The 22,678-nt window shown below is 42.8% G+C and carries 15 protein-coding genes; 4 read left to right on the top strand and 11 right to left on the bottom strand.

Translation table 11 applies throughout. The features are described 5' to 3' along the window. Positions 1–20 precede the first annotated feature (20 nt). Positions 21–1,265: an anaerobic sulfatase-maturation protein gene (locus AB9N12_RS01100; protein WP_369889099.1), complete on the bottom strand. Its 1,245-nt coding sequence runs from the start codon at positions 1,263–1,265 to the stop codon at positions 21–23. A 156-nt stretch (positions 1,266–1,421) separates the two neighbouring features. Here AB9N12_RS01100 and AB9N12_RS01095 point away from each other — a divergent pair, with 156 nt between their 5' ends. Next, positions 1,422–2,156, top strand: coding sequence for a DUF4369 domain-containing protein (locus AB9N12_RS01095; RefSeq protein WP_369889098.1), 735 nt, complete (start codon positions 1,422–1,424; stop codon positions 2,154–2,156). Positions 2,157–2,167: 11 nt separating this feature from the next. On the opposite strand, the gene AB9N12_RS01090 is transcribed toward AB9N12_RS01095, so the two are convergent. Continuing rightward, positions 2,168–2,923, bottom strand: coding sequence for a lysophospholipid acyltransferase family protein (locus AB9N12_RS01090; RefSeq protein WP_369889097.1), 756 nt, complete (start codon positions 2,921–2,923; stop codon positions 2,168–2,170). Positions 2,924–3,043: 120 nt separating this feature from the next. Here AB9N12_RS01090 and AB9N12_RS01085 point away from each other — a divergent pair, with 120 nt between their 5' ends. Both AB9N12_RS01085 and AB9N12_RS01080 read left to right on the top strand, forming a co-directional pair. Further along, a complete protein-coding gene (locus AB9N12_RS01085) occupies positions 3,044–4,297 on the top strand; it encodes an exonuclease SbcCD subunit D (RefSeq protein WP_369889096.1) in 1,254 nt (417 codons plus the stop codon). Continuing rightward, on the top strand, positions 4,294–7,161 hold the full coding sequence (locus AB9N12_RS01080) for an AAA family ATPase (protein ID WP_369889095.1): 2,868 nt from the start codon (positions 4,294–4,296) through the stop codon (positions 7,159–7,161). The genes AB9N12_RS01085 and AB9N12_RS01080 overlap by 4 nt, the downstream gene beginning before the upstream one ends. 600 nt (positions 7,162–7,761) lie before the next feature. On the opposite strand, the gene AB9N12_RS01075 is transcribed toward AB9N12_RS01080, so the two are convergent. The 4 genes from AB9N12_RS01075 to AB9N12_RS01060 form a co-directional block, all read right to left on the bottom strand. Next, positions 7,762–8,274: an RNA polymerase sigma factor gene (locus tag AB9N12_RS01075; RefSeq protein ID WP_369889094.1), complete on the bottom strand. Its 513-nt coding sequence runs from the start codon at positions 8,272–8,274 to the stop codon at positions 7,762–7,764. Positions 8,275–8,342: 68 nt separating this feature from the next. After that, on the bottom strand, positions 8,343–9,251 hold the full coding sequence (locus AB9N12_RS01070) for a vitamin B12 dependent-methionine synthase activation domain-containing protein (protein ID WP_369889093.1): 909 nt from the start codon (positions 9,249–9,251) through the stop codon (positions 8,343–8,345). Positions 9,252–9,276: 25 nt separating this feature from the next. Then, positions 9,277–10,617 (bottom strand): dihydroorotase, encoded by a 1,341-nt coding sequence (locus tag AB9N12_RS01065; protein ID WP_369889092.1) that lies wholly within the window; start codon positions 10,615–10,617, stop codon positions 9,277–9,279. Beyond that, complete coding sequence (locus AB9N12_RS01060) at positions 10,614–11,357, bottom strand: polyprenol monophosphomannose synthase (protein ID WP_369889091.1); 744 nt, start codon at positions 11,355–11,357, stop codon at positions 10,614–10,616. The genes AB9N12_RS01065 and AB9N12_RS01060 overlap by 4 nt, the downstream gene beginning before the upstream one ends. Before the next feature lie 185 nt (positions 11,358–11,542). On the opposite strand from AB9N12_RS01060, the gene mfd reads away from it, so the two are divergent. After that, positions 11,543–14,905: a transcription-repair coupling factor gene (mfd, locus tag AB9N12_RS01055; protein ID WP_369889090.1), complete on the top strand. Its 3,363-nt coding sequence runs from the start codon at positions 11,543–11,545 to the stop codon at positions 14,903–14,905. Positions 14,906–14,924: 19 nt separating this feature from the next. Here mfd and AB9N12_RS01050 read toward each other — a convergent pair whose 3' ends face one another. From AB9N12_RS01050 to AB9N12_RS01030, 5 genes are all read right to left on the bottom strand, one after another. Continuing rightward, positions 14,925–16,784, bottom strand: a complete 1,860-nt coding sequence (locus AB9N12_RS01050; protein WP_369892777.1) for a YgiQ family radical SAM protein — start codon at positions 16,782–16,784, stop codon at positions 14,925–14,927. Positions 16,785–16,875: 91 nt separating this feature from the next. Then, positions 16,876–17,115, bottom strand: a complete 240-nt coding sequence (locus tag AB9N12_RS01045) for a sulfurtransferase TusA family protein (protein ID WP_369889089.1) — start codon at positions 17,113–17,115, stop codon at positions 16,876–16,878. Next, on the bottom strand, positions 17,115–17,432 hold the full coding sequence (locus AB9N12_RS01040) for a hypothetical protein (protein ID WP_369889088.1): 318 nt from the start codon (positions 17,430–17,432) through the stop codon (positions 17,115–17,117). The genes AB9N12_RS01045 and AB9N12_RS01040 overlap by 1 nt, the downstream gene beginning before the upstream one ends. Before the next feature lie 79 nt (positions 17,433–17,511). Then, positions 17,512–20,421 carry a xanthan lyase gene (locus tag AB9N12_RS01035; protein ID WP_369889087.1) on the bottom strand — a complete coding sequence of 970 codons (2,910 nt, stop codon included), beginning with the start codon at positions 20,419–20,421 and terminating at the stop codon, positions 17,512–17,514. A 217-nt stretch (positions 20,422–20,638) separates the two neighbouring features. Then, positions 20,639–22,630 carry a glucosamine-6-phosphate deaminase gene (locus AB9N12_RS01030; protein WP_369889086.1) on the bottom strand — a complete coding sequence of 664 codons (1,992 nt, stop codon included), beginning with the start codon at positions 22,628–22,630 and terminating at the stop codon, positions 20,639–20,641. Positions 22,631–22,678 lie beyond the last annotated feature (48 nt).

Raw genomic sequence — 22,678 nt, 5'->3', positions numbered from 1 at the left:
AAATTACAACATATGATTGGTTAGTATTCAATTTTTAAATCTCCGTTTCTCAGTGCTTCCATGATATTAGCAGGCGGACGTTGATTCATCAGTTCGTTTTTCATGAAGTCCATGTAAGGAGCTACATGCTTAAAGAACTGGTAATATCCCTTGCATAAGTAATTTAATCCTGGTTCGCCTTCAACCGTTTGGCTGAAACGATTTTTGGGGCATTCTCCGTTGCAGGCAAAAAGAAACTCACATTCTTTGCATTGGGTAGGCAGAGACTGATATTTCATGTTTCCGAAATTGTGCTGCCGCTCGCTATGCATCATTTCCACCAGTGTCTTACTATAAATATTACCTAATTTATATTCGGGAAATACAAAGTGGTCGCAAGAATAAACATCTCCGTTGAATTCCATCACACCAGCATGACCGCAGATCTTTGCCATAGTGCATATACCGGGTTGTTCGCCCATCCAATTTGCCAAAGTCGAATCGAATATTTGTACGTAGTATTTGCCTACATCTTCTTTCACCCATTCGTCGAAAAGAGTACAAAGGAAGTTGCCCCATTGTTCCGGAGTGATCGAGAAATCGGCGAGAGTTCCGGCTTTATTTTCTGCAAGAGAAGCGAGGTGACGACCATCTTCATGTGAGAGAATACGTTCAACAATGGGGGCGAATTGGATATACTGACAACCGATTTCTTTGAAGAAATGGTAAAAGTCTAGTGGATAGTCGGCATTGAAGTCATTGATGACCGCCATCGCATTCCATTCCACCCCATGTTTTTTCAAAAGATTGATGCCTTGCATCACTTTTACAAAAGAGGGTTTTCCCATTTTGTTTTTGCGATACTCGTCATGAAACTCTTGGGGGCCATCGATAGAGACTCCTACCAGCCAATTGTTTTCACGAAAGAATTCACACCATTCATCGGTGAGCATAGTCCCGTTGGTTTGGATGCAGTTGTCGATCGTCCGTCCGCGGGCATACTTCTTTTGTAGTTCCATTGCTTTCTTATAGAAAGAGAGCGGTCGCATCAGCGTTTCTCCTCCGTGCCAGGTGAAAAGCACCTGCGGCATGGTTTGTGAGTTTATGTACTCGTTGATAAACTTTTCCAAAAGTTCATCGCTCATTACGTGTTTCGGATTGTCTTTGTATAGGTGGGACTTTTCCAAATAATAGCAATACTCGCATGCAAGATTGCATACGGCACCTACAGGCTTTACCATTACATAAAGCGGTTTAGCAAAGGGGGCAAAAGTAGCTTTTTTCATGTCTGCAAAATTAGATAAACTAAATGAAAAATATAGCTTTACACTTATGTTTATAAGGATTATTAAAGAAAAGAGTCTTACAAGATTTAAATATTGATAAAATGTTTCATTGAATTCTGAATCAGTTGTACCTTTGTGCCTAGAATCAATGAATAGATGAACGTGAATAAAATTTTGCCTTTTTTGCTTTTGCTTCCGTTTTGGGCTTCTTGCACCAGTAAGTACAAGATTGAAGGGACTTCTTCTGTGAATAGTTTGGATGGAAAGATGCTGTATCTTAAATCCCTGCGTGATGGAGAGTGGGTGAAGCTAGATTCTGCCGAGGTGGTGCATGGTTTGTTCTCAATGAAAGGGAAAATTGATTCCGTACAGATGGTAACACTGTATATGGATGAAGAAAGTATTATGCCGATTGTGCTGGAAAGTGGGAAGATAACAGTGACTATTAGCAATACGGACCTGAAGGCAATCGGAACCTCTTTGAATAATGCGTTGTATGAATTTATCAGCAAAAGAAACCAGTTGGAAGAAAGCATAGGTGAACTGGAGCAGAAGGAAACCCGTATGGTATTGGATGGAGGTGATCTGGATGAAATTCATGGTCAGCTGGTAGTGGAAGGAGATTCATTGATGAAAGAAATGAATCAATATGTGAAAACGTTCATCTCCGATAATTATGAAAATGTGTTGGGACCTAGTGTATTTATGATGCTTTGCAGCTCTTTACCCTATCCTATTATGACTCCTCAGATTGACGATATAATCAAGGATGCTCCTTATTCTTTTAAAGATAATAAGCTGGTAAGGGAGTTCTTGTCTAAAGCAAGAGAAAATATGAAGTTGATAGAAGAACATCAACGCTTGGAACAAAATGCTTCAACAAATAAGTAATTTCAGTCTTATCAGTTTTGATCCTCATTTTTCACCATTCCCTTGTATTGTTCCGGCAGGGCACTCTCAACTGCAACATACGCTTCTTCCATGGTTGCTTTGATATTTTCCATCCCTTTCCCTTTGGGAGGAATAGGGGTATGAATCGTCAGAATCATGCGATGTCGATGTATCCATTTGCCTGTGCGTGGCAGGATTTCGAATGAACCGTCAATCGTGACGGGTACAACCGCCAGCTGTAAATCATCTGCCAGCTGGAAAGCTCCTTTTTTAAAGTATCCCATGTGTCCTGTAAATGTGCGTGCTCCTTCGGGAAAGACAACGAGAGAAACTCCGTCTTTCAATGAGTCTTTTGCCTGTCGGATCGTTTCTAACACTTTTTTAGGACCGCTTCTGTCTACAAAGATATGTCCTGCACTTTCACAAGCTTTTCCTACGAACGGCAGTTTGCGCAGGCTTTTTTTCATCATCCACTTAAAATTTCTTCCGATGAAGCCATAAATAAGGAAAATGTCGAATGCTCCCTGATGGTTAGGTACGAAAATATAGGACGTTTTGTCATGCAACTTTTCACGTCCTTCAATTCTCACGGGAATCAATAGGAACAGGCAAATTAATTGTGACCATATTTTTCCCGGATAATATCCCCAGAAATGGGCTCCTCCCAAGAGAGAACCTACAATAGTGACGATTGCCGTGAGGATGGTCAGCACTAATAAAATAGGTAAAGCGATGCAAATCTGATAAATATAATACAGAATCTTCATAGGGTTGGATTTTTATTTTGCAAATATACATGATTATTGCTAAAAAAGGGAAGTGGATGTGATATAATCTTTTCGATTGTGTTATTTTTGTTTTTTGTTATTAGAGATAGTTACAAAATTATGATACGTATATTACATACTGCCGACTGGCATTTGGGACAAACTTTTTTCGGTTATGATCGAACGGAAGAACATGAAGTTTTCCTGAATTGGCTGGCAGAAGAAATTCGTCAGAAAGAGATTGATGCATTGATTGTAGCCGGAGATATTTTTGATGTTTCCAATCCTTCCGCTGCATCTCAAAGCATGTATTATCAGTTTATTTATCGGGTGACAGCAGAGAATCCGTATTTGCAGATTGTCATTGTTGCAGGTAACCATGATTCGGCAGGACGTCTGGAAGCTCCTTTGCCTCTGTTGCAAGCTATGCGGACGGAAGTCAGAGGGGTAGTTCGCAAGCTCGAAGGTGGAGAAATCGATTATGATCATTTGACTGTGGAACTGAAGAACCGGAAAGGGGACGTTGAGTTGCTTTGCATGGCGGTTCCTTTTTTGCGTCAGGGAGATTATCCGGTCGTGCAAACGGAGGGCAACCCGTATGCGGAGGGAGTGCGCGAACTTTATGCACAACTTTTGCAAAGATTATGGCAGCGGAGGACATCGGATCAGGCGATTCTTGCCATCGGTCATTTACAGGCAATAGGATCGGAGATTGCAGAGAAGGATTATAGCGAGCGTACAGTGATTGGCGGATTGGAATGTGTATCTCCGGGAGCTTTTTCCGAACAGATAGCTTATACGGCATTGGGACATATACATAAAGCGCAGCGAGTGTCTGGAAGAGAGAATGTGAGATATGCCGGAAGCCCCATTCCGATGTCTTTTGCCGAGAAACATTATCATCATGGAGTTGTGATGGTGACTTTTGATGGAGGATGTGTGGTGGATATAGAACGGTTGGAATGCCAAAAATTAATACCTTTGGTGAGTGTTCCGAATGGAGAACCCGCTTCAGCGGAAGTTATCTTGAAAGCCTTGAGAGAACTGCCGGAGACAGAAGCTGTAGCTCCATATCTGGAAGTGAAGGTATTGTTGGAGGAACCGGAACCCATGCTTCGACAGGAGATTGAAGAGGTACTGGCAGATAAAAACTATCGGTTGGCTCGTATTGTTTCTACCTATCGCACTGATATCGGAAGTACGGTGAAAGAACATGAAAACTGGAAGAGGGGGTTGCAGGAGATGTCTCCCTTACAGATTGCACAGTCTGCCTTTGAGAAGATTTATCAGGTGGAAATGCCTGTAGAACTTACGAATTTGTTTAAAGAGGCCTATTGGGCTGTTACCCGTAAAGAAGAGGAGGGAGAAGAATGAAAATACTAGCTATACGATTGAAGAATCTGACCTCGATAGAAGGGACGGTAGAGGTGGATTTTATGACAGAACCATTACATTCTGCGGGTATCTTTGCCATTTCAGGACCTACCGGTGCAGGTAAGTCTACTTTATTAGACGCTTTATGTCTGGCATTGTATGATAAGGCTCCCCGTTTCACTACTTCAGTGGAAAATGTGAACCTGTCAGATGTAGGAGACAATCAGATTAATCAGTCTGATGTTAGAAATTTGTTGCGCCGAGGGACAAGTGACGGTTATGCGGAAGTCGATTTTCTAGGTATTGACGGATGGCGTTACCGTTCTCGTTGGTCAGTGAGGCGGACAAGAAACAAGATAAATGGTTCTTTGCAGCCACAAACGATAGAAGTGAAAGCACTGGATACAGAGAAGGAATTTCAAGGTACCAAGAAAGAACTGTTGATTCGGTTGGTAGAGTTGGTTGGTCTGACGTATGAGCAGTTCACTCGTACAGTATTATTGGCACAAAATGATTTTGCTACATTTCTGAAATCAAAAGGGGCGGCGAAAGCGGAATTACTGGAGAAGTTGACAGGAACCGGTGTTTATTCTCGGATTTCTCAAGAGGTTTATGCTCGGAATAAGGCGGCACAAGAGGAGGTGACCTTGATTCAGAATCGAATGAATGTGATCGAATTGATGCCGGAAGAAGAACTGATTGCTTTGCAAAAAGAGAAAGAACTATTGACAGAAAAGCGTGCAGGAGGGATTAAACTACTGGCAGAACAGAATGAACAACTGAATGTGGTTCGTTCATTAAAAATACAGGAAGAGCTTTGGAAGAAAAAGTTGCAGGAAGAACAGGAGGAGCAGACTAGGGAGAAGGTACTGCAGGGGGTACTGGCTTCTCAGGAGGAAGGACTGGTGCATTTTAAGGCACAATGGGAGGCCATACAGCCGGATCTGAAGAAAGCGCGTCAATTGGATGTACAGATACAGTCGCAACAAAGCAGCTATATGCAGTCGCAACAGATGTTACAGGCAGCTAACAGCCAGGTAGCGGAGCAGGAACAAAAAATGCGGGTGGCTACGGAACAATTACAGGTTTCTTATTCTTCTCTGAATCGCTTGTTAAGCCATGTAGGGATAGAAGATGCACTGCAACTAGAACAGGTGGAAGAGATTCTACGGCAAGAAGAAGGTAAACTGGCTGTCGCTACAAGTACGAATGAAGAACGTTTGTTGCGCTTAAATTCTTTCGGATATCCGTTATTGGTCGAAGAGCAGGTGAGGTTGCAAAAAGAGTTGGCTCGTCAGCAGAATATCCGGCAATTAACGGAAACGCAGATGAAAGCAAAGGCGGAAATAGAAAGGTTGGAGAAAGAAGTGACCGGTTGTCTGAAACAATTGACGGAGCAAGAAGCTGCATTGAAGGTTACTCAACGTCTTTACGAAAATGCACGTATGGCAGTGGGAAAAGATGTAAAAGCATTGCGCCGGCAATTGCAGGAAGGGGAGGCTTGTCCGGTCTGTGGTAGCACGGAACATCCTTATCATCAGAATCAGGAGGTGGTAGATACTCTTTTTCGGAGTATAGAGCAGGAATATAATGCAGCGACAACCAACTGTCAGCAGATGAATAACCGGAGCATTGCCCTGCAACGTGATTTGGCGCATCAAAAAACGGTGGACGGACAGATCGGAGAACAGCTGGCAGCATTATATAAAGTAGGGATTGAAGCTGGAAACGAAGAACGGATACAACATCGTTTGGCGGAGCTGGCGGAACGTATTTTGGAATATCGTACTCTATACACAGAATGGCAGCGTGGCGATGAAGAAATTAAAAAGATGCGCGCACATTGTGAAGCCTTTCGGGAAAATGTTTCTCTTTGTTGTTTGGCTGCGCAGAAAGTATCGTCTGCCAAAGAACAGCTGATAATCTTACAGAATGCTGCTTCGGCCGAACGAAAGAGATTTGAAGTGATAGAAAAAGCACTGAATGTGCTTCGTCAGGAGCGTTCGCAGCTATTAAAAGGAAAAAGTGCGGATGAAGCGGAGGCTGTCGTTGCAAAAAGAGAGAAAGAACTGAATCTCGCTTTGGAGAAAGCGCGTAAAGAAGTAGAGGCAGTACACAATAGGCTTTCCGGTTTGCAAGGAGAGATGAAGCAAATAGCACTGGCTATAGGAGAGTTGCAGGAACAGTATAAAAAGATAGAGTCTCCCGAACTGCTTCCTGAAATAATAAAGAAGCAACAGGAAGAAAATCTTAATACCGAACGTGCCCTTTCTACTATGGAAGCCTGTCTGCTGCAACAAGCTAAAAATAAGGTGACTGCGGAGCAGATTGCGAAGGAACTGGCAGAGAAACAGACTGTTGCTGAGCGTTGGGCGAAGCTTAATAAACTGATTGGTAGTGCGGATGGAGCGAAATTTAAAGTGATTGCTCAAAGTTATACTTTGAATTTGTTGCTGCTTCATGCCAATAAACATTTGTCTTACCTCTCTAAACGTTATAAGCTACAGCAGGTACCCGATACGTTGGCTCTTCAGGTGATAGACTGCGATATGTGTGATGAAATACGGACTGTATATTCTCTTTCCGGAGGCGAATCATTCCTGATTTCTTTGGCACTGGCTTTAGGTTTGTCTTCCTTGTCAAGTAATAATCTAAAAGTTGAATCTCTTTTTATTGATGAAGGTTTCGGCTCTTTGGATGCGGAAAGTTTGCGTACGGCCATGGAAGCATTGGAACAATTACAGATGCAGGGACGAAAAATAGGAGTCATCTCTCATGTGCAGGAGATGAGTGAACGGATTTCTGTCCAAATACAGGTACATAAGAAAATGAATGGAAAAAGTGTGCTTACCGTTGTGGGGTAAGCACACTCCTTCGATTCTTTTACATTAATTCGTGGAGTTCGCTTAAATTCTTTTTGATTTCGTGGATACGATTTAAGAATTTCTTGTGGTAAATCCATAAGATCAAGCCCAGTCCTCCTCCCCATAACAGGATGAAGAAAACGATCATCTCTATTCCATACTGCCACACTTGCCAGTAGATAAATGAAAGTATAGCCAGGACTAGGAGGAAGGTGATAGCAATCAATCGTTCGCTGATGGTCCATCGATGGATACGGTTCACGCGGCTGATCACTTCTACCAAGGGCATCTCGTCTATTCGAGTCCGTTGGAGGAAACGGGTGGTGATAATATCCCAACAAAGGGCAGGAATCCATGCGAAAATGATAATGATATAGATCGGGTTCAATCTGTTGTGCAACAGTACCTCCGCTAAAAATAAGATCAGTATCGGCAGAGAAATCAGAATAAGCTTGATGTTCAGGCTGGCAATGGAATGGATACTTTTGTCCGCATGCCTTATAAGCTTTTCAAATTCTTCTTCTTTGATGAACTTTTTGTTTTTCAAATGTTCATCCAGGGCATCCCAAGATTTTTTCAGTTCTTCCAGTTCCATATATCTTATTCCTCCTTTTTCATTCTTTTCAGTTTGTCTTTGATACGACTTAATTTGGTTGCTACATTGGTAACCGTCAGTCCGGTGATTTCTGCTATTTCTTCATAACTCTTGTCTTCGAGATAAAGCAGGATAATTGATTTGTCGAGCTGTCCCAGTTGGTTAATCCTCTGATAGAGCTGTTTCAGCATTTCGTTGATCGGGTCGTGTGCTTCTATGATCCAGTTGGTATCTTTGGTGAGGCTGACTATTTCCGGCACATTCTTTTCTTTGCGATAGAAGCTGATACAGGTATTGAGGGCAATGCGGTAAATCCAGGTGGAAATCTTACATTCTTTTCTGAATTTAGGGTAGGCTTTCCAAAGGTTTAATACCACATCCTGATACAGATCATTGAGAGGAGCATTGGAATTGGCATACAGATAGCATACCTTGTAGATCACACGTTCATATTCGCAGATCACTGATAAAAACTCTTGCTCAATAGAGGTGCTAACCTCCGTTGTTTGTTCTATCATGGAATCTATGATTACTTTTCTGGTTAGTTAGTCGTGAGAAAAGGAGAAAAATCACAGGAGAATAAGGACTATTGAAGATTGGCTGCCAAAAACTTACACATTTCTTCGATACTTTTTCCCCGGCGACGGGCATAATCTTCGAGTTGGTCTTGTCCAATCTTTCCGACGGAGAAGTATTCGGAAGCAGGATGCGCAAACATAAGTCCGCAAACAGAAGCGTGCGGGTACATAGCTCCGTTTTCGGTCAGTGAAATGCCTATCTGTTTCATATCCAATAGTTCATCCAACAGGAAGTTGACAGATTGATCCGGTAAGGACGGGTAGCCGATAGCAGGTCGGATGCCTTGATACTTTTCGACCAATAAATCCGCTATGCTTAAATTTTCGTCTTTGGCATATCCCCATGCTTCTTTGCGCACATACTCATGCATCTTTTCTGTTGCTGCTTCTGCCAGTCGGTCGGAGAGGGTTTGGACAAGCAAATGTTTATAGGGGTCCTGTTCGTACAGTTCTTCCATGTCCGCATCAATGGAAGAGGCAAAAGCACCGATGGTATCCGGGATGCCGGAAGATATCGGGCGGATAAAGTCACTTAGACAAAGAAAAGGACTGCCATCTCTTTTCGGGGTTTGTTGGCGCAGTAAAGGAAAAGTGATGAATCGGTCTTTTTCTTTTTCAATAATCAGGTTATCTCCGTCAGAGTTTGCTTTGCAAAGCTTGAATAAGCTCCTTACTTCATAATCCCGGTCAAGCAGATCTAGCATCCGGTTGGCTTCTTTGAATAGCTGCATTGCTTCGGAAGCTTTATTACGTTCTTCTTCCGAGAAAGTTGTCAGCCACGAGGCACGACAGGCATCACATCCGTGGATGTTGGCGATGGCGGCAAAACGCGGCTGGAAACCCCATGCGTGGAAAAAGTAAATCCAGTTGATGTAGGGGGTGACTGTATGTATTTTATTTGATAAAATGGTACTCATAGGCTTGTTGAAGACGAGCAGCTGTTTATCTGAATCTTAATTCCTGTCCACGATAAGTCTCGTCTATTTCTCCGTTGTTATATAACAGGTGTCCGTTTACAAATGTTTTCTCTACTTTCCAGTTGAATGTGTGTCCTTCTAATGGACTCCATTTGCATTTGCTAAGAATACAATCGGCTGTTACCGTCCATTCGCTTCCGGGACGGACTAGTACCAAGTCGGCCTGATAACCTTTGCGGATGAATCCTCTGTTTTGTATTTCATACATTTGCGCAGGAGCATGAGCCATCTTTTCTACTACTTTTTCGATAGTAAACACTCCTTTTTCTGTCAACTCCAACATGCTGACGAGTGAGAACTGAATCATCGGCATTCCGGACATTGCTTTTAAAGCACCGCCTTCTTTTTCGCAAAGTAAGTGTGGGGCATGATCTGTGGCAATAGCATCAATCAAACCGCTATTGACAGCCTCTTGCAAAGCTTTCCGGTCTTGCGCTGTCTTAATGGCAGGGTTGCATTTGATGCGGGCACCCAGTGTCTGATAGTTCTCTTCCGTAAAAAGCAGATGAGAAACACAGGCTTCTGCCGTGATCTTCTTTTCTACCAAAGGTACATTATTAGAAAACAGGCTCAGCTCTTTAGCTGTGGAAATATGCATGATGTGCAGGCGGGCGTTTGTCTCACGTGCCAACTGCACTGCCAGTTCGGACGAACGATAGCAAGCCTCTTCCGAACGGAGGAGTGGATGAAGAGCCAAAGGCACATAGTCTCCGTATTCTTTCTTATATTTATCCGTATTTTCTTTGATAATTCCCTGATCTTCGCAATGAGCAGCGATGAGCAGATCGGTTCCATCGAATATATTACGCAGACTGACCATCCGGTCTACCAGCATATTGCCCGTGCTTGACCCCATAAATAACTTCACTCCACAAACCCGGTGTTTATCCAGTTGTGCGAACTGAATATAGTTATTATTCGTTGCTCCGAAATAGCAGGAATAGTTGACAGCCGACTTTTTACCTAACAGAGTAAATTTTTCTTCCAAAGCTTCCAATGTAGTCGTTTGCGGATTGGTATTGGGCATATCCATGATAGAGGTGACACCTCCTGCTGCCGCAGCACGACTTTCTGTGGTGATATCTGCCTTATGAGTCAGTCCGGGATCGCGGAAATGCACATGTTCGTCGATGGCACCCGGCAAAAGATAACATCCGGTTGCGTCTATGATCTCGTCACAGGGGGCAGTCGCGTTTTCTTCACCGACCCATATTTCGGCTATTTTTTCGTTCTCGATTACTACAGAACCCGGAACTTTTCTTCCTTCGTTGACAATAACGGCGTTTTGAATCAGCGTACGTTTCATTTCTTTTGTGGGAATTTGTGGAACCAACTATTAACCTTTAATTTTATCACACCAAATATGGCTTCTCCAAAGATGCTACTATTCATTTTAGAAGTTCCTAATTCACGATTAATGAAGATAACGGGAACCTCGATGATTTTGAAACCACACTTGTAAGCAGTGAATTTCATTTCAATCTGAAAGGCATATCCTTTAAAACGAATATGATCTAAATTGATTGTTTCCAATACCTGACGGTGGTAGCAAACAAATCCGGCAGTGGTGTCATGTACAGGTATTCCGGTGATAAACCGCACATATTTAGAGGCGAAGTATGACATCAATACCCGTCCCATCGGCCAATTTACTACATTCACTCCGCTGACATAACGAGAACCGATGGATACATCTCCTCCTTGTTCCGAACAAGCCTGATACAAGCGGGGTAAATCATTCGGATTATGACTGAAGTCTGCATCCATTTCAAAAATATATTCGTATGCGTGCTCCAGTGCCCATTTAAATCCGGTAATGTAAGCAGTACCCAGTCCCAGTTTTCCTTTACGTTCAATCATAAAAAGCCGTTCGGGAAATTCTTGTTGCAGTTTTCTTACGATAGTTGCCGTTCCGTCCGGAGAGCCGTCTTCTATGACCAGAATATGGAATACTTGGGGAAAGCCGAGAACGGCACGGATGATATTTTCTATGTTCTCCCGTTCATTATAGGTAGGAATAATTACAATGCTATCCGATGTCTGCATATAGATACTATAAAATTTAGAAACAAAAGTAGTTCTTTTTCCTTTAGTTATAGCGGAACTAAGGAAAATTTAACGTGTTTCATGCTTCATTCGGAATAAGACGGTAGATACCTTATTATAATACTTCTGTTCTTTGGGTGCATACTCCCATCTTTTTTGTAATTTTGCGGGGAAATTTTATAGGTATGACAATAACTGAGTTGCAACAACAATATGCTGCCCACCCCAATATGGCAGTAATGAAGCGCTTGTTGAAGGACACTTCCGTTCAGACTATTTTTTGCGGAGGACTGTGTGCATCCGCCGCTTCTCTTTTTTCTTCCGTACTGGTGCAAGAGGGTAGTTGCCCGTTTGTATTTATTTTAGGTGATCTTGAAGAGGCCGGATATTTCTATCATGACTTGACACAGATATTGGGTACGGAAAGAGTATTGTTCTTTCCATCTTCGTTCCGTCGCTCCATCAAGTACGGACAAAAAGATGCGGCCAATGAGATTTTGCGTACAGAAGTACTTACCCGTTTGCAAAAAGGGGAAGAGGGATTATGTATTGTTACGTATCCGGATGCATTGGCGGAGAAAGTGGTGTCGCGCAAGGAATTGAGTAATAAAACGCTGAAACTGAATGTAGGAGAGAAAGTGGATACCACTTTCATTACCGATGTGTTGCATAGTTATGGTTTTGAATATGTAGACTACGTATATGAACCGGGACAATATGCTGTTCGTGGTAGTATTATCGATGTCTTCTCTTTTGCTTCGGAATATCCTTATCGCATCGATTTCTTTGGTGATGAAGTGGAAAGTATCCGTACCTTTGAAGTGGAATCTCAATTATCCCGTGAGAAGAAAGATGGAGTGTCTATTGTTCCCGATTTGGCGGTGACAGGTGATGTAACGACTTCTTTTCTGGATTTCATTCCGAAAGAGACTATCTTGGCAATGCGCGATTTTCTTTGGTTACGCGAACGGATTCAGGTGGTACGTGATGAGGCGCTGACCCCACAGGCAATAGCCGTTCAGGAAGCTGAAGAGAACGGTGGCATTACATTGGAAGGGAAATTGATAGATGGTAATGAGTTTTCTGTACGGGCACTTGATTTCCGGCGGTTGGAATTCGGTAACAAACCGACCGGAACGCCCCATGCCAGCGTTACTTTCAATACATCTGTCCAGCCTATCTTTCATAAAAATTTCGATCTGGTAGCTTCTTCTTTCAAGGGGTATCTGGAAAATGGCTATTCGCTTTATATCTGTAGTGACAGCATGAAGCAAACAGATCGTATCAAAGCGATTTTTGAGGCTCGGGGTGATAAGATTAATTTTACTTCAGTAGAACGTACCATTCACGAAGGTTTTGTAGATAACACATTGCGGCTCTGTATCTTCACAGACCATCAGTTGTTTGATCGTTTTCATAAATATAATCTGAAAAGTGATAAAGCCCGTTCGGGAAAAGTGGCACTGTCTTTGAAAGAACTGAACCAGTTCACTCCGGGGGACTATGTGGTGCATACAGATCATGGTATCGGACGTTTTGCCGGCTTGGTACGCATTCCGAATGGTGATACTACGCAGGAGGTTTTGAAACTGGTGTTTCAAAATGAAGATGTGGTGTTCGTTTCTATTCATTCCTTGCATAAGGTTTCCAAATATAAAGGTAAAGAAGGAGAGGCTCCCCGCCTTAACAAATTAGGTACAGGTGCATGGGAGAAACTGAAAGAACGTACGAAGAGTAAAATCAAGGATATTGCCCGTGATTTGATTAAATTGTATTCGCAACGTCGTCAGGAGAAAGGCTTTTCTTACAGTCCCGATAGTTTCTTGCAGCGTGAACTGGAAGCATCCTTTATTTATGAGGATACACCGGATCAGAGCAAGGCAACGATTGATGTCAAGGCAGATATGGAAAGTGACCGTCCGATGGATCGTCTGATTTGCGGAGATGTAGGATTTGGAAAAACCGAGGTAGCGATCCGTGCGGCTTTCAAAGCCGTTGCCGATAATAAACAAGTAGCTGTTCTGGTTCCGACAACAGTGCTTGCTTACCAGCATTTTCAGACTTTTCGTGAGCGTCTGAAAGGGTTACCGTGCCGGGTGGAATATTTAAGCCGTGCACGTACTGCCGCACAGACTAAGGCTGTATTGAAGGGATTGAAAGATGGAGATGTAGGTATTCTGATAGGTACCCACCGTATTCTGGGTAAAGATGTTCAGTTTAAAGACTTGGGATTGCTGATTGTTGACGAAGAGCAGAAGTTCGGAGTTTCCGTAAAAGAAAAACTGCGTCAGTTGAAAGTGAATGTGGATACACTGACTATGACTGCTACTCCGATTCCCCGTACCCTTCAATTCTCATTGATGGGTGCACGCGACTTGAGTGTGATTTCTACTCCGCCACCTAACCGCTATCCGATTCAGACAGAAGTACATACTTTTAATGAAGAAGTGATAACGGATGCCATCAATTTTGAGATGAGCCGCAATGGTCAAGTCTTCTTTGTCAATAACCGAATTGCGAACTTGCCGGAATTGAAGGCGATGATCGAACGTCATATCCCGGATTGCCGTGTCGCAATTGGACATGGACAGATGGAACCGACAGAGCTGGAGAAGATTATTCTGGATTTTGTCAACTATGACTATGATGTACTTTTAGCTACCACAATCATTGAAAGTGGTATTGATATTCCGAATGCCAACACTATCATTATCAATCAGGCACAAAACTTTGGATTGAGCGATCTCCATCAGATGCGTGGACGGGTAGGACGCAGCAATAAGAAAGCTTTTTGTTATCTGCTGGCTCCTCCGTTAAGTAGTTTGACTGCTGAAGGAAAACGACGTCTTCAAGCGATTGAGAACTTTAGTGATCTGGGAAGTGGTATTCATATCGCTATGCAGGATTTGGATATCCGTGGAGCCGGAAATCTGCTTGGAGCCGAGCAAAGTGGATTTATTGCCGATTTGGGATATGAGACATATCAGAAAATTCTAACCGAAGCTGTCCATGAGTTGAAGACAGATGAGTTTGCAGAACTGTATGCGGATGAAATCAAGGGGGAAGGACAAATTAGTGGAGAAGAGTTTGTAGACGAGTGTCAGGTAGAAAGCGACCTCGAACTATTATTACCCGCCAATTACGTAACTGGCAGCAGCGAACGCATGTTGCTCTATCGTGAACTGGATGGACTGACATTGGACAAAGAGGTGGAATCTTTCCGTGCCCGTCTCGAAGACCGTTTCGGACCGGTTCCCCGGGAAACGGAAGAACTACTCCGTATTGTGCCTTTACGTCGTCTTGCAGCTCGTTTGGGTGCAGAGAAAATCTTCCTGAAAGGCGGACGGATGACCTTGTTCTTTGTTTCCAATCCGGATAGTCCGTTCTATCAAAGTAAGGCTTTTGGTAAAGTGATAGATTATATGATGAAATATACCCGTCGTTGTGATTTGCGTGAACAGAGCGGTAGACGGAGTATGTTGATTAAGAATGTTACCAATGTGGAGACGGCAGTCAGTGTGTTGCAGGAGATTGTGGCTTTGCAATGAAAAGCCCTTCTTAAAGAATTTATCTTTTCTTTCCGTACAACTTGTCTATCAAATCTGGACGTCCGATACGTCTCAGCTCATTGATGATGTTTTTCCGTTCTTCCGGTTTATACCAGAAAAAGAATTGGCGTTGTGCAAGTTTTTCCCGTTGGGTTTTCGCACTGAATATGGGTTCTAGCGTGTATGGATGGAGTCCACTATACCAAGTTTCGGTAGCCACTGTCATCGGAGTAGGAGTGAAGTCCTGCACTTGTTCCAAGTGGAAGTCCAGACGTTTAGTGATAACGGCAAGCTCCGCCATATCTTCTTCGTGGCATCCGGGATGTGAAGAGATAAAATACGGAATCAGTTGTTGACGCAGATTTTCTTCCCGGTTGATACGATCAAATATCTTTTTGAATGTTTCAAATTGCTCAAAAGAAGGTTTGCGCATTATAGATAATACCCGGTCACTGGTATGTTCCGGAGCTACTTTTAACCGGCCACTCACATGATTGACTATTAATTCGCGGGTATATTCGGCAGTGCTGCGGTTGATTGCTTCATCTTTGCTTTGATGAAGTAACAGGTCGTAGCGTACACCGCTGCTGATAAACGATTTCTTGATTCCAGGCAAGGCATCCACAGCATGGTAAATATCCAGTAGAGGGCGGTGATCGGTATTTAGATTCGGACAGACTTTCGGGTGAATACACGATGGTCGTTTGCACTTCTTGCAAATAGCTTCATCTTTCCCTTTCATCTGATACATATTAGCGGAAGGACCACCCAAATCACTTAAATATCCTTTGAAATCGGGTAACTGAATCACCTCTTTTACCTCTTTCAGTATAGACTCTTTGCTGCGGCTGACAATAAACTTTCCCTGATGGGCGGAAATGGTGCAGAAAGCACAGCCACCAAAGCATCCCCGATGAATGTTGATGGAAAACTTAATCATATCATAAGCTGGAATCCGTTTCCCTTTATATTTGGGGTGAGGTAACCGGGTATATGGTAAATCAAACGAATGATCGAGATCTTCCTGACTCATCGGAGGATATGGAGGATTGACTACTACTATCTTGTTTCCGACGGCTTGCGTGATTCGGGAAGCCGAATATTTATTGGATTCTTCTTCGATATGTCGGAAATTGCTAGCCTGTTTCTTTTTATCAGCCAGACACTCTTCGTGTGAATAAAGTTGAAGATCATCTTCGGCAGGTGTCCATTCTGTTGCACGACAAAGATAGGCTGTTTGGGGTACAGAACCGATCATTGTTCTGAATTTGTTACTTGTCAGTACCGCCTCTTCAGCAGTGAGCAGACTTTTCATATTCTTCACCAGATCTGGAAGAGGCTTTTCCCCCATTCCGTAAATGAGTAGATCTGCCCCACTGTCGCACAAAATACTCTTCTGCACTTTGTCCTGCCAATAATCATAATGGCTCAATCGCCTTAAACTAGCTTCGATTCCTCCGATGACTACCGGAACATCCGGAAAGAGTTTCTTTAGTATCTGGCTATAAACCGTGGTAGGGTATTCCGGACGCATATCCGTTCGTCCGTCCGGAGTATAAGCGTCTTCGCTGCGTAGTCGTTTGTTAGCGGTATATTTATTGACCATAGAGTCCATACATCCACCTGAAATACCGAAGAATAGCCGTGGACGTCCTAATTTCTTGAAGTCACGCAGATCGTCACGCCAGTTAGGTTGGGGAACAATAGCTATTTTCAGACCTTCCGCTTCGAGAATGCGTCCGATAACGGCAGCACCAAAAGAAGGATGATCCACATAAGCATCAGCACTGAATAGAATGACATCTAATTCATTCCATCCGCGAAGTTCTACTTCTTTCTTGGTAGTGGGTAACCAGTCGGTTAATCGATATTCTTTCATGATGCAAAGATAGAGATAATAAAAAAACATCCCAATGATTTTTTTATTCATTGGGATGTTTAACTTCATTCATTGGGAAGTTCTCTTTCAATCATTGGGAGTTTTTTTTAAACTTCCCGTTGATTGTGAACTGTAATGTCATTTGTTCTCCGTCATAGATTTCACGGAACCCGACACCTTTCTCGGACAGATATTCCTTTAGATCCTGAAACGCATCGGCATGGCTCATGATAATCTCTATCGTTTCGCCCGGAGAAGCAGTGCACATAGCTTTTATTGCAGGAATCAGCGGACTGTATGCCGTTATTCCTCGGGTGTCTACCGTAATCATTATTCCTCTTTTTCTTCCACTTCCGGACTGGATAGCCAGGTAAGATAGAGTTTGATAAGCTGTTGCAAGCCGAATGCCTTCATGTTATTGTGATAAATCACATCGATACAAAGGTCCAGCAAGTCTTTACTGTCTTCCTCCTGACTGGCGATAAGGGATCGGATATTAAGTTTCAACTTATCCAGAACGGCCTCATCTACAATACCGGTACTGTCGATAAGATGACGGAATAGCGCATATTTTTCAATTGTTCTCAGGTTTTCATCGGATACTTCTATGCTGCGTGTACCGCTGGGATTTGCTTGTATAGTATACATTGTCTTTTACTTTTAAAGGTTATTATAGTAGCAAAGATAGAATTTAAAAAGAAAAACGGACTAAAAAAAAGGATATTTTTTATTTTTGAGTAAAGAATCCCAGGATGCCTGCCATCATGGTTGCCCGATCCGCTTCCGACTGGATACTTTCAAAAGGAAAACCCAATACAAAAGTACGGTAGTTTCCTTTGTAGGCAATACCTGCACTCTGATTACCGGGGGCATACGTAAATACGGGGAAGGCAGTATCTACGGGAACAATACAATCCACTGCAGGAACCGCATAACTGTTCTCGTTGGGCAGGCGTGGGATCGTGATTGTGCGCCCTAATCCTTTAATCTGGTTCGAACTTTTATCCGTCAGGCTACCTTGATAACCATATTTCAGTATTTTCTCTGTAAACTCCCGGTTGCCTTGTGTGCCGCTCATATCACTTCCTACATAAGCACCGCTGACAAATAGATTACCTCCCGACTGACAATAACTGGTCATAATTCGTTGCATAGCCGAGGAGAATGTCTTGTAGTACGCTTTATTTGCGGGATCTTCTTTTTCCAGTCCCAGAATATAATCTACCACCGGATAATCTTCTAACGTAACCAATCCGTTTTCTACTGCTTCGTCACTGCATGACACAAAACTATATTTGCCGGCTGCCTGAATCGCTTTTCCATGAATAAAAGGATAATCGAATGTATTCCCTGCTATTTTCATTCCTTCTAACTCGTTTCCGCTATGTCCCAGGCTGCCTTTCCCTTCTTTTCCAGCTTGTGTACGGTCAAAACCTGTTTGTGCTCCGCAAAACGAAATGTTTGATATATATGGAACTCCGGGGTCTTGTGATAAATCGAATCCTGCTTTATCAGAAGTATTAATGACCGCCGGACCGCTGATCCTGTCAAAGCCATTGATGATAATTACCTTTTCCTGTTCGCGTTTGGCTTTATAAGCGGAAAGGATTTCGGAGGGAAAACTTTCCCCGCCGCGGTTTACGGCAGTCACTTTGAATGAATAAACGAGCCCCGGTTCTATTTTAACGGTGTGGGACGTTTTGCTGACTAAGGTTCCATTGTCAAAGCCTCCATAACCGATGCGTGTATATACGATGTATTCTCGTGGGCGTGCAGTCGGTTCTAGTGGATCATCTTCGCCTTTCCATGAAAGTTCCAGCGTATTTTTTTTCTTTCCGAATTGAATGGCGAAATTGCTGACTGGCAGGGGCTGAACTATATATTCTTTATCATGCTGGCTGGTAATGAACTGCAAAATACCTTTGTAAATGGCTCGTCCCACTGTAAACTTGAAGTTCGGATCATGCCCAAACTGCATATCTGCGAAGTTCTGATGGGAGAGCAGTTCGATAATCGTAGAAGGCGTAGCCGGGAGACGTGTTTCACTGTAATTTCGGTTCCACATACTGCGGCGTGTCCAAGGGATGCTGTAACTTGAATAAACATCTTTTTGAATCTGTGTGAGTAGAATATCGGCTAAATCACGTGATGCATACCGGTCCGTTCCTGTATTCAGCTTTCCATTATTGAAATTGGTGGTATAGATACCGAGCGATCCGATAAGCTCATCAGTCTTGCTGCATCCGGCATCACTGTGCAACGACATCGCTATTTCCAAAGGTACGCCTAAACCCGATTGTTTCGGGTTGTAGACAGAATTGCCCGACAAATAATTGATAGCGTTGGAGCGTGTATTGATGTCATCTGTATAGTCGTTTTCACCTTTACGTCCTGCATATACTTCGTATGGCATTCCCGCCCATTGCGCAGAGTAGCGTGCTCCTTCCAAATAACGGGGCAGCCCGCTGGTTCTTCCTCCACGGGCAATGTTTCCCATTCCACCTCCAAAACGTACTGCATCAGCGCATACAACTCCATGTTCGCTGCTCTCGTTGCTAAGTACTACCATGCCGTAATCGTTGTTCCCTTTATCGAATTCAAAAGTTCCGAGGTAAACCCATGTGCCTCCACCTATTTTCTGATTAACTTTAAATTCGGTTACTCCTCCGTTATGGAATACCAGATATTTAGCGTCGCTTACACTATTGGGGAGTGTCTGATAAGAAACATAAACAGCATACTTGCCTGTTGCCGGTAGAGTGGGGACCCATTCGGCAAATACTTGGTCTTTATTCTTCTTTTTCTTTCTTTGTGTTGGAATAAAACGACAACTCCCATCAGTGAAAGGATTTTCTCCCTCTTTATAGATCGTTTTCTTTTGAGCAAAGCCTCTTACCGGGGCATTTGTCCAATTAGTTTTTTTGCTACCCACTTCCAAATAAAGGGAAGCGTTGGGAGTGTCATTATCTACAATGATCTCATTTTTTTGCGTATCCCGTTCACGGGGAGTATAAACAATCGCTCCAGCATTCTCCAACATGGGAATCACGTATGGAAGAACGAAAGATTGAGTGAACATATCTTCCGTGGTGCAGAATAATCGAGGGCGTTGCCATCCCCATTCGTCTTTATCATTTTTGAAATAGTTGCCATGGCTTTGCCAGATTGCGATATGACGGTCTTGCAATCCGCGTGAAATTTCATAGGGGCGTGAAATGTTTTTCACCCAGGGAGCTCCTTTATAATCTACATTTAAAGATAACCGTTCCTTATCCTTTTTCTTATTCCGGTAGAAATTAGGTACCAAATCCTCAATAGGTTTTCCATCTGCATAAATAGTGAGCTGATAATAATGAACAGGGCCCGGAAGCAGTTTTTTAACTTGATTATAAATGTTTTCTACAGTTTCCGGACGGAAAGGCTGATAGGCGAAACTTTCCGATGCATAGATTGCAATTGTCTTGCGATCATAATTTATATCGAAACTGTTCAGTTTAGGAGTGCTGATTTTGGCTGTTGCGGTATATTTTTTGAAGTAATCCGTCAGCCGTTCTTTTACATTTCTTTCAATATCTTGAGCGAAAAGAAAATTAGCACTTACAGTAAGGCATAGAAGGAACACTATTATTTTTTTCATTATTCAATGCTTTTATTCTCATTTTCAATACAGATGAAAAGAGGACACAGAGTTATTATGAACAACCATTTTATATCGCTTCATAGATTTAACCTCCATGTCCTCCTTTCTTCTGTGGTGAATTCTCCCGCAAAAATAACAAAAAAAGAGCGAGAAGTATCGAAACTTCCCACTCTTCTTTCATTGTTTTATATTCTCTTAATTAAGAATATTATTCTTATAAAGGAATGTATTCTACAAATGCTTCCATTGCTTCGTAAGAAGCCAGTCCTAACTTATCATACAAAGTAGCTGTACCACGGTTACGGTCTTCGCTACGTTGCCAGAACAAACGTTCGTCGTTACCCAGGAACGGAGCACTTTCCATCTGCGACTGATGTTTCAGGATAGAGTTACGTTTTGCACGAAGTTCTTCCGGACTGATGGGTACTGCCATTTCAATATTTTCGATTTCCCATTCAGCCCACGCACCACGATACATCCAGATACGACAGTCTTTCAGCCATTTGGCACCTTCTTCTTTTTCAAGATCGACAGCTGCAAATACAGCGTCTGTACATACACGGTGAGTTCCATGTGGGTCGGCTAAGTCGCCGGCAACGAAAATCTGATGAGGTTTCACTTCACGAAGCAAGTTACGTACGATTTCCACGTCTGCTTCACTGATCGGGTTTTTCTGAATCTTACCTGTTTCATAGAACGGCAAGTCTAGGAAGTGGCATCGTTCCAATGGTATATTATTATAAGTACAAGCTGTACGGGCTTCACCACGACGAATCAGACCTTTGATAGTCAGAATGTCACGACTGTCCATATCACCATCTTTCTTCTCTTTCAGGAATCTACGTATTTCTGCATATTTCTCATTGATAACCAAATCTTCGCTATTATTGAAGAGCTGGTTGAATCCGTTGATGAAATGCATGAAACGAACTACTTCTTCGTCCCCAACGGCGATATTGCCGGAAGTTTCGTAAGCTACGTGTACTTCATGTTTCTGTTCTACCAAGCGACGAAGCGTACCACCCATCGAAATAACGTCATCATCCGGATGCGGAGAGAAGATGATTACACGTTTCGGATACGGTTTTGCACGTTCCGGACGGTAGGTGTCATCAGCATTAGGTTTGCCACCCGGCCATCCGGTAATAGTGTGCTGTAAATCATTGAAGATTTTGATGTTTACATTGTACGCAGAACCGTAAAGTGCCAGAAGTTCACTCAAACCGTTTTCGTTATAGTCTTTATTTGTCAACTTCAGAATCGGTTTGCCGGTCAACTGACACAACCAAACGATAGCACTACGGATTAGTTTATCATTCCATTCGCAAGAAGTTACCAGCCACGGACGTTGAATACGTGTTAAGTTCATGGCTGCTGAAAGATCGAGAGCCACATGTGCATTGTTGTGAGTTTGTAGGTAAGAAGCAGGAATTGTATCCGTAATCGCACCTTCCACACATTCTTTGATCATGGCTGCTTTATTCTCCCCCCATGCAAGCAGATACACTTTCTTGGCACCAAGAATAGTGGATACACCCATTGTAATAGAACTGATCGGAGTATTATCCAACGTTCCGAAAATTTTGGATGCCTCATTGCGTGATGCATTATCCAACAAAATCAAACGAGTGGTAGAGTTCAGTCGGGAACCCGGTTCGTTGAACGCAATGTTACCTACACGACCAATACCCAACAAAGCAATATCGATACCTCCAAAGCTTTCAATGCGTTGTTCGTACAGACGACAATACTCGAAGATGGTATCTTTGGCAATGCTTCCATCGGGAGTGAATATATTCTGTTTGTCGATGTCGATGTGATCCAGCAACATACTCTTCAAAGCATTGAAGTTACTGTTGACTGCATCGGGAGACAGTGGATAATACTCATACATATTAAATACGATCACATTGCGGAAGCTAAGTCCCTCTTCCTTATACATACGGATAAGTTCGGTATATACGTGTCTGGGTGAATCACCTCCGGGGAGTGCCAATACACAGAAACGTCCTGCCTTTTGTTTTTCGCGTATGGTTTGTGCTATTTCGCGCGCAATATAATTAGCACCTTCTTCTACGGATTCGTAGATGTCTGTAGGAATTTTCTCGAGTCTTGTCAAGACTGATTTTTCAAATGCATTCTCCGGTCTGTAGTATCTGGGGGAGACCCGGTGGAGACTGATCTGAGAACTAAGATTTGTTTTCATAAAGTTGTTAATTAAGTTATGTAAGATTAGCGTTCTTATGACTGTATT

The organism is Bacteroides sp. AN502(2024) (assembly GCF_041227145.1).
Classification (GTDB): Bacteria; Bacteroidota; Bacteroidia; order Bacteroidales; family Bacteroidaceae; genus Bacteroides.
The sequence above is the reverse complement of the archived record's forward strand: the minus strand, read 5'-3'. Positions and strand labels throughout refer to the sequence as shown.

What these genes read in the sequence shown, in the direction of transcription:
- AB9N12_RS01100 (WP_369889099.1), bottom strand. Translation starts at nt 1,265, where the DNA reads ATGAAAAAAGCTACTTTTGCCCCCTTTGCTAAACCGCTTTATGTAATG.
- AB9N12_RS01095 (WP_369889098.1), top strand. Translation starts at nt 1,422, where the DNA reads ATGAACGTGAATAAAATTTTGCCTTTTTTGCTTTTGCTTCCGTTTTGG.
- AB9N12_RS01090 (WP_369889097.1), bottom strand. Translation starts at nt 2,923, where the DNA reads ATGAAGATTCTGTATTATATTTATCAGATTTGCATCGCTTTACCTATT.
- AB9N12_RS01085 (WP_369889096.1), top strand. Translation starts at nt 3,044, where the DNA reads ATGATACGTATATTACATACTGCCGACTGGCATTTGGGACAAACTTTT.
- AB9N12_RS01080 (WP_369889095.1), top strand. Translation starts at nt 4,294, where the DNA reads ATGAAAATACTAGCTATACGATTGAAGAATCTGACCTCGATAGAAGGG.
- AB9N12_RS01075 (WP_369889094.1), bottom strand. Translation starts at nt 8,274, where the DNA reads ATGATAGAACAAACAACGGAGGTTAGCACCTCTATTGAGCAAGAGTTT.
- AB9N12_RS01070 (WP_369889093.1), bottom strand. Translation starts at nt 9,251, where the DNA reads ATGAGTACCATTTTATCAAATAAAATACATACAGTCACCCCCTACATC.
- AB9N12_RS01065 (WP_369889092.1), bottom strand. Translation starts at nt 10,617, where the DNA reads ATGAAACGTACGCTGATTCAAAACGCCGTTATTGTCAACGAAGGAAGA.
- AB9N12_RS01060 (WP_369889091.1), bottom strand. Translation starts at nt 11,357, where the DNA reads ATGCAGACATCGGATAGCATTGTAATTATTCCTACCTATAATGAACGG.
- mfd (WP_369889090.1), top strand. Translation starts at nt 11,543, where the DNA reads ATGACAATAACTGAGTTGCAACAACAATATGCTGCCCACCCCAATATG.
- AB9N12_RS01050 (WP_369892777.1), bottom strand. Translation starts at nt 16,784, where the DNA reads ATGAAAGAATATCGATTAACCGACTGGTTACCCACTACCAAGAAAGAA.
- AB9N12_RS01045 (WP_369889089.1), bottom strand. Translation starts at nt 17,115, where the DNA reads ATGATTACGGTAGACACCCGAGGAATAACGGCATACAGTCCGCTGATT.
- AB9N12_RS01040 (WP_369889088.1), bottom strand. Translation starts at nt 17,432, where the DNA reads ATGTATACTATACAAGCAAATCCCAGCGGTACACGCAGCATAGAAGTA.
- AB9N12_RS01035 (WP_369889087.1), bottom strand. Translation starts at nt 20,421, where the DNA reads ATGAAAAAAATAATAGTGTTCCTTCTATGCCTTACTGTAAGTGCTAAT.
- AB9N12_RS01030 (WP_369889086.1), bottom strand. Translation starts at nt 22,630, where the DNA reads ATGAAAACAAATCTTAGTTCTCAGATCAGTCTCCACCGGGTCTCCCCC.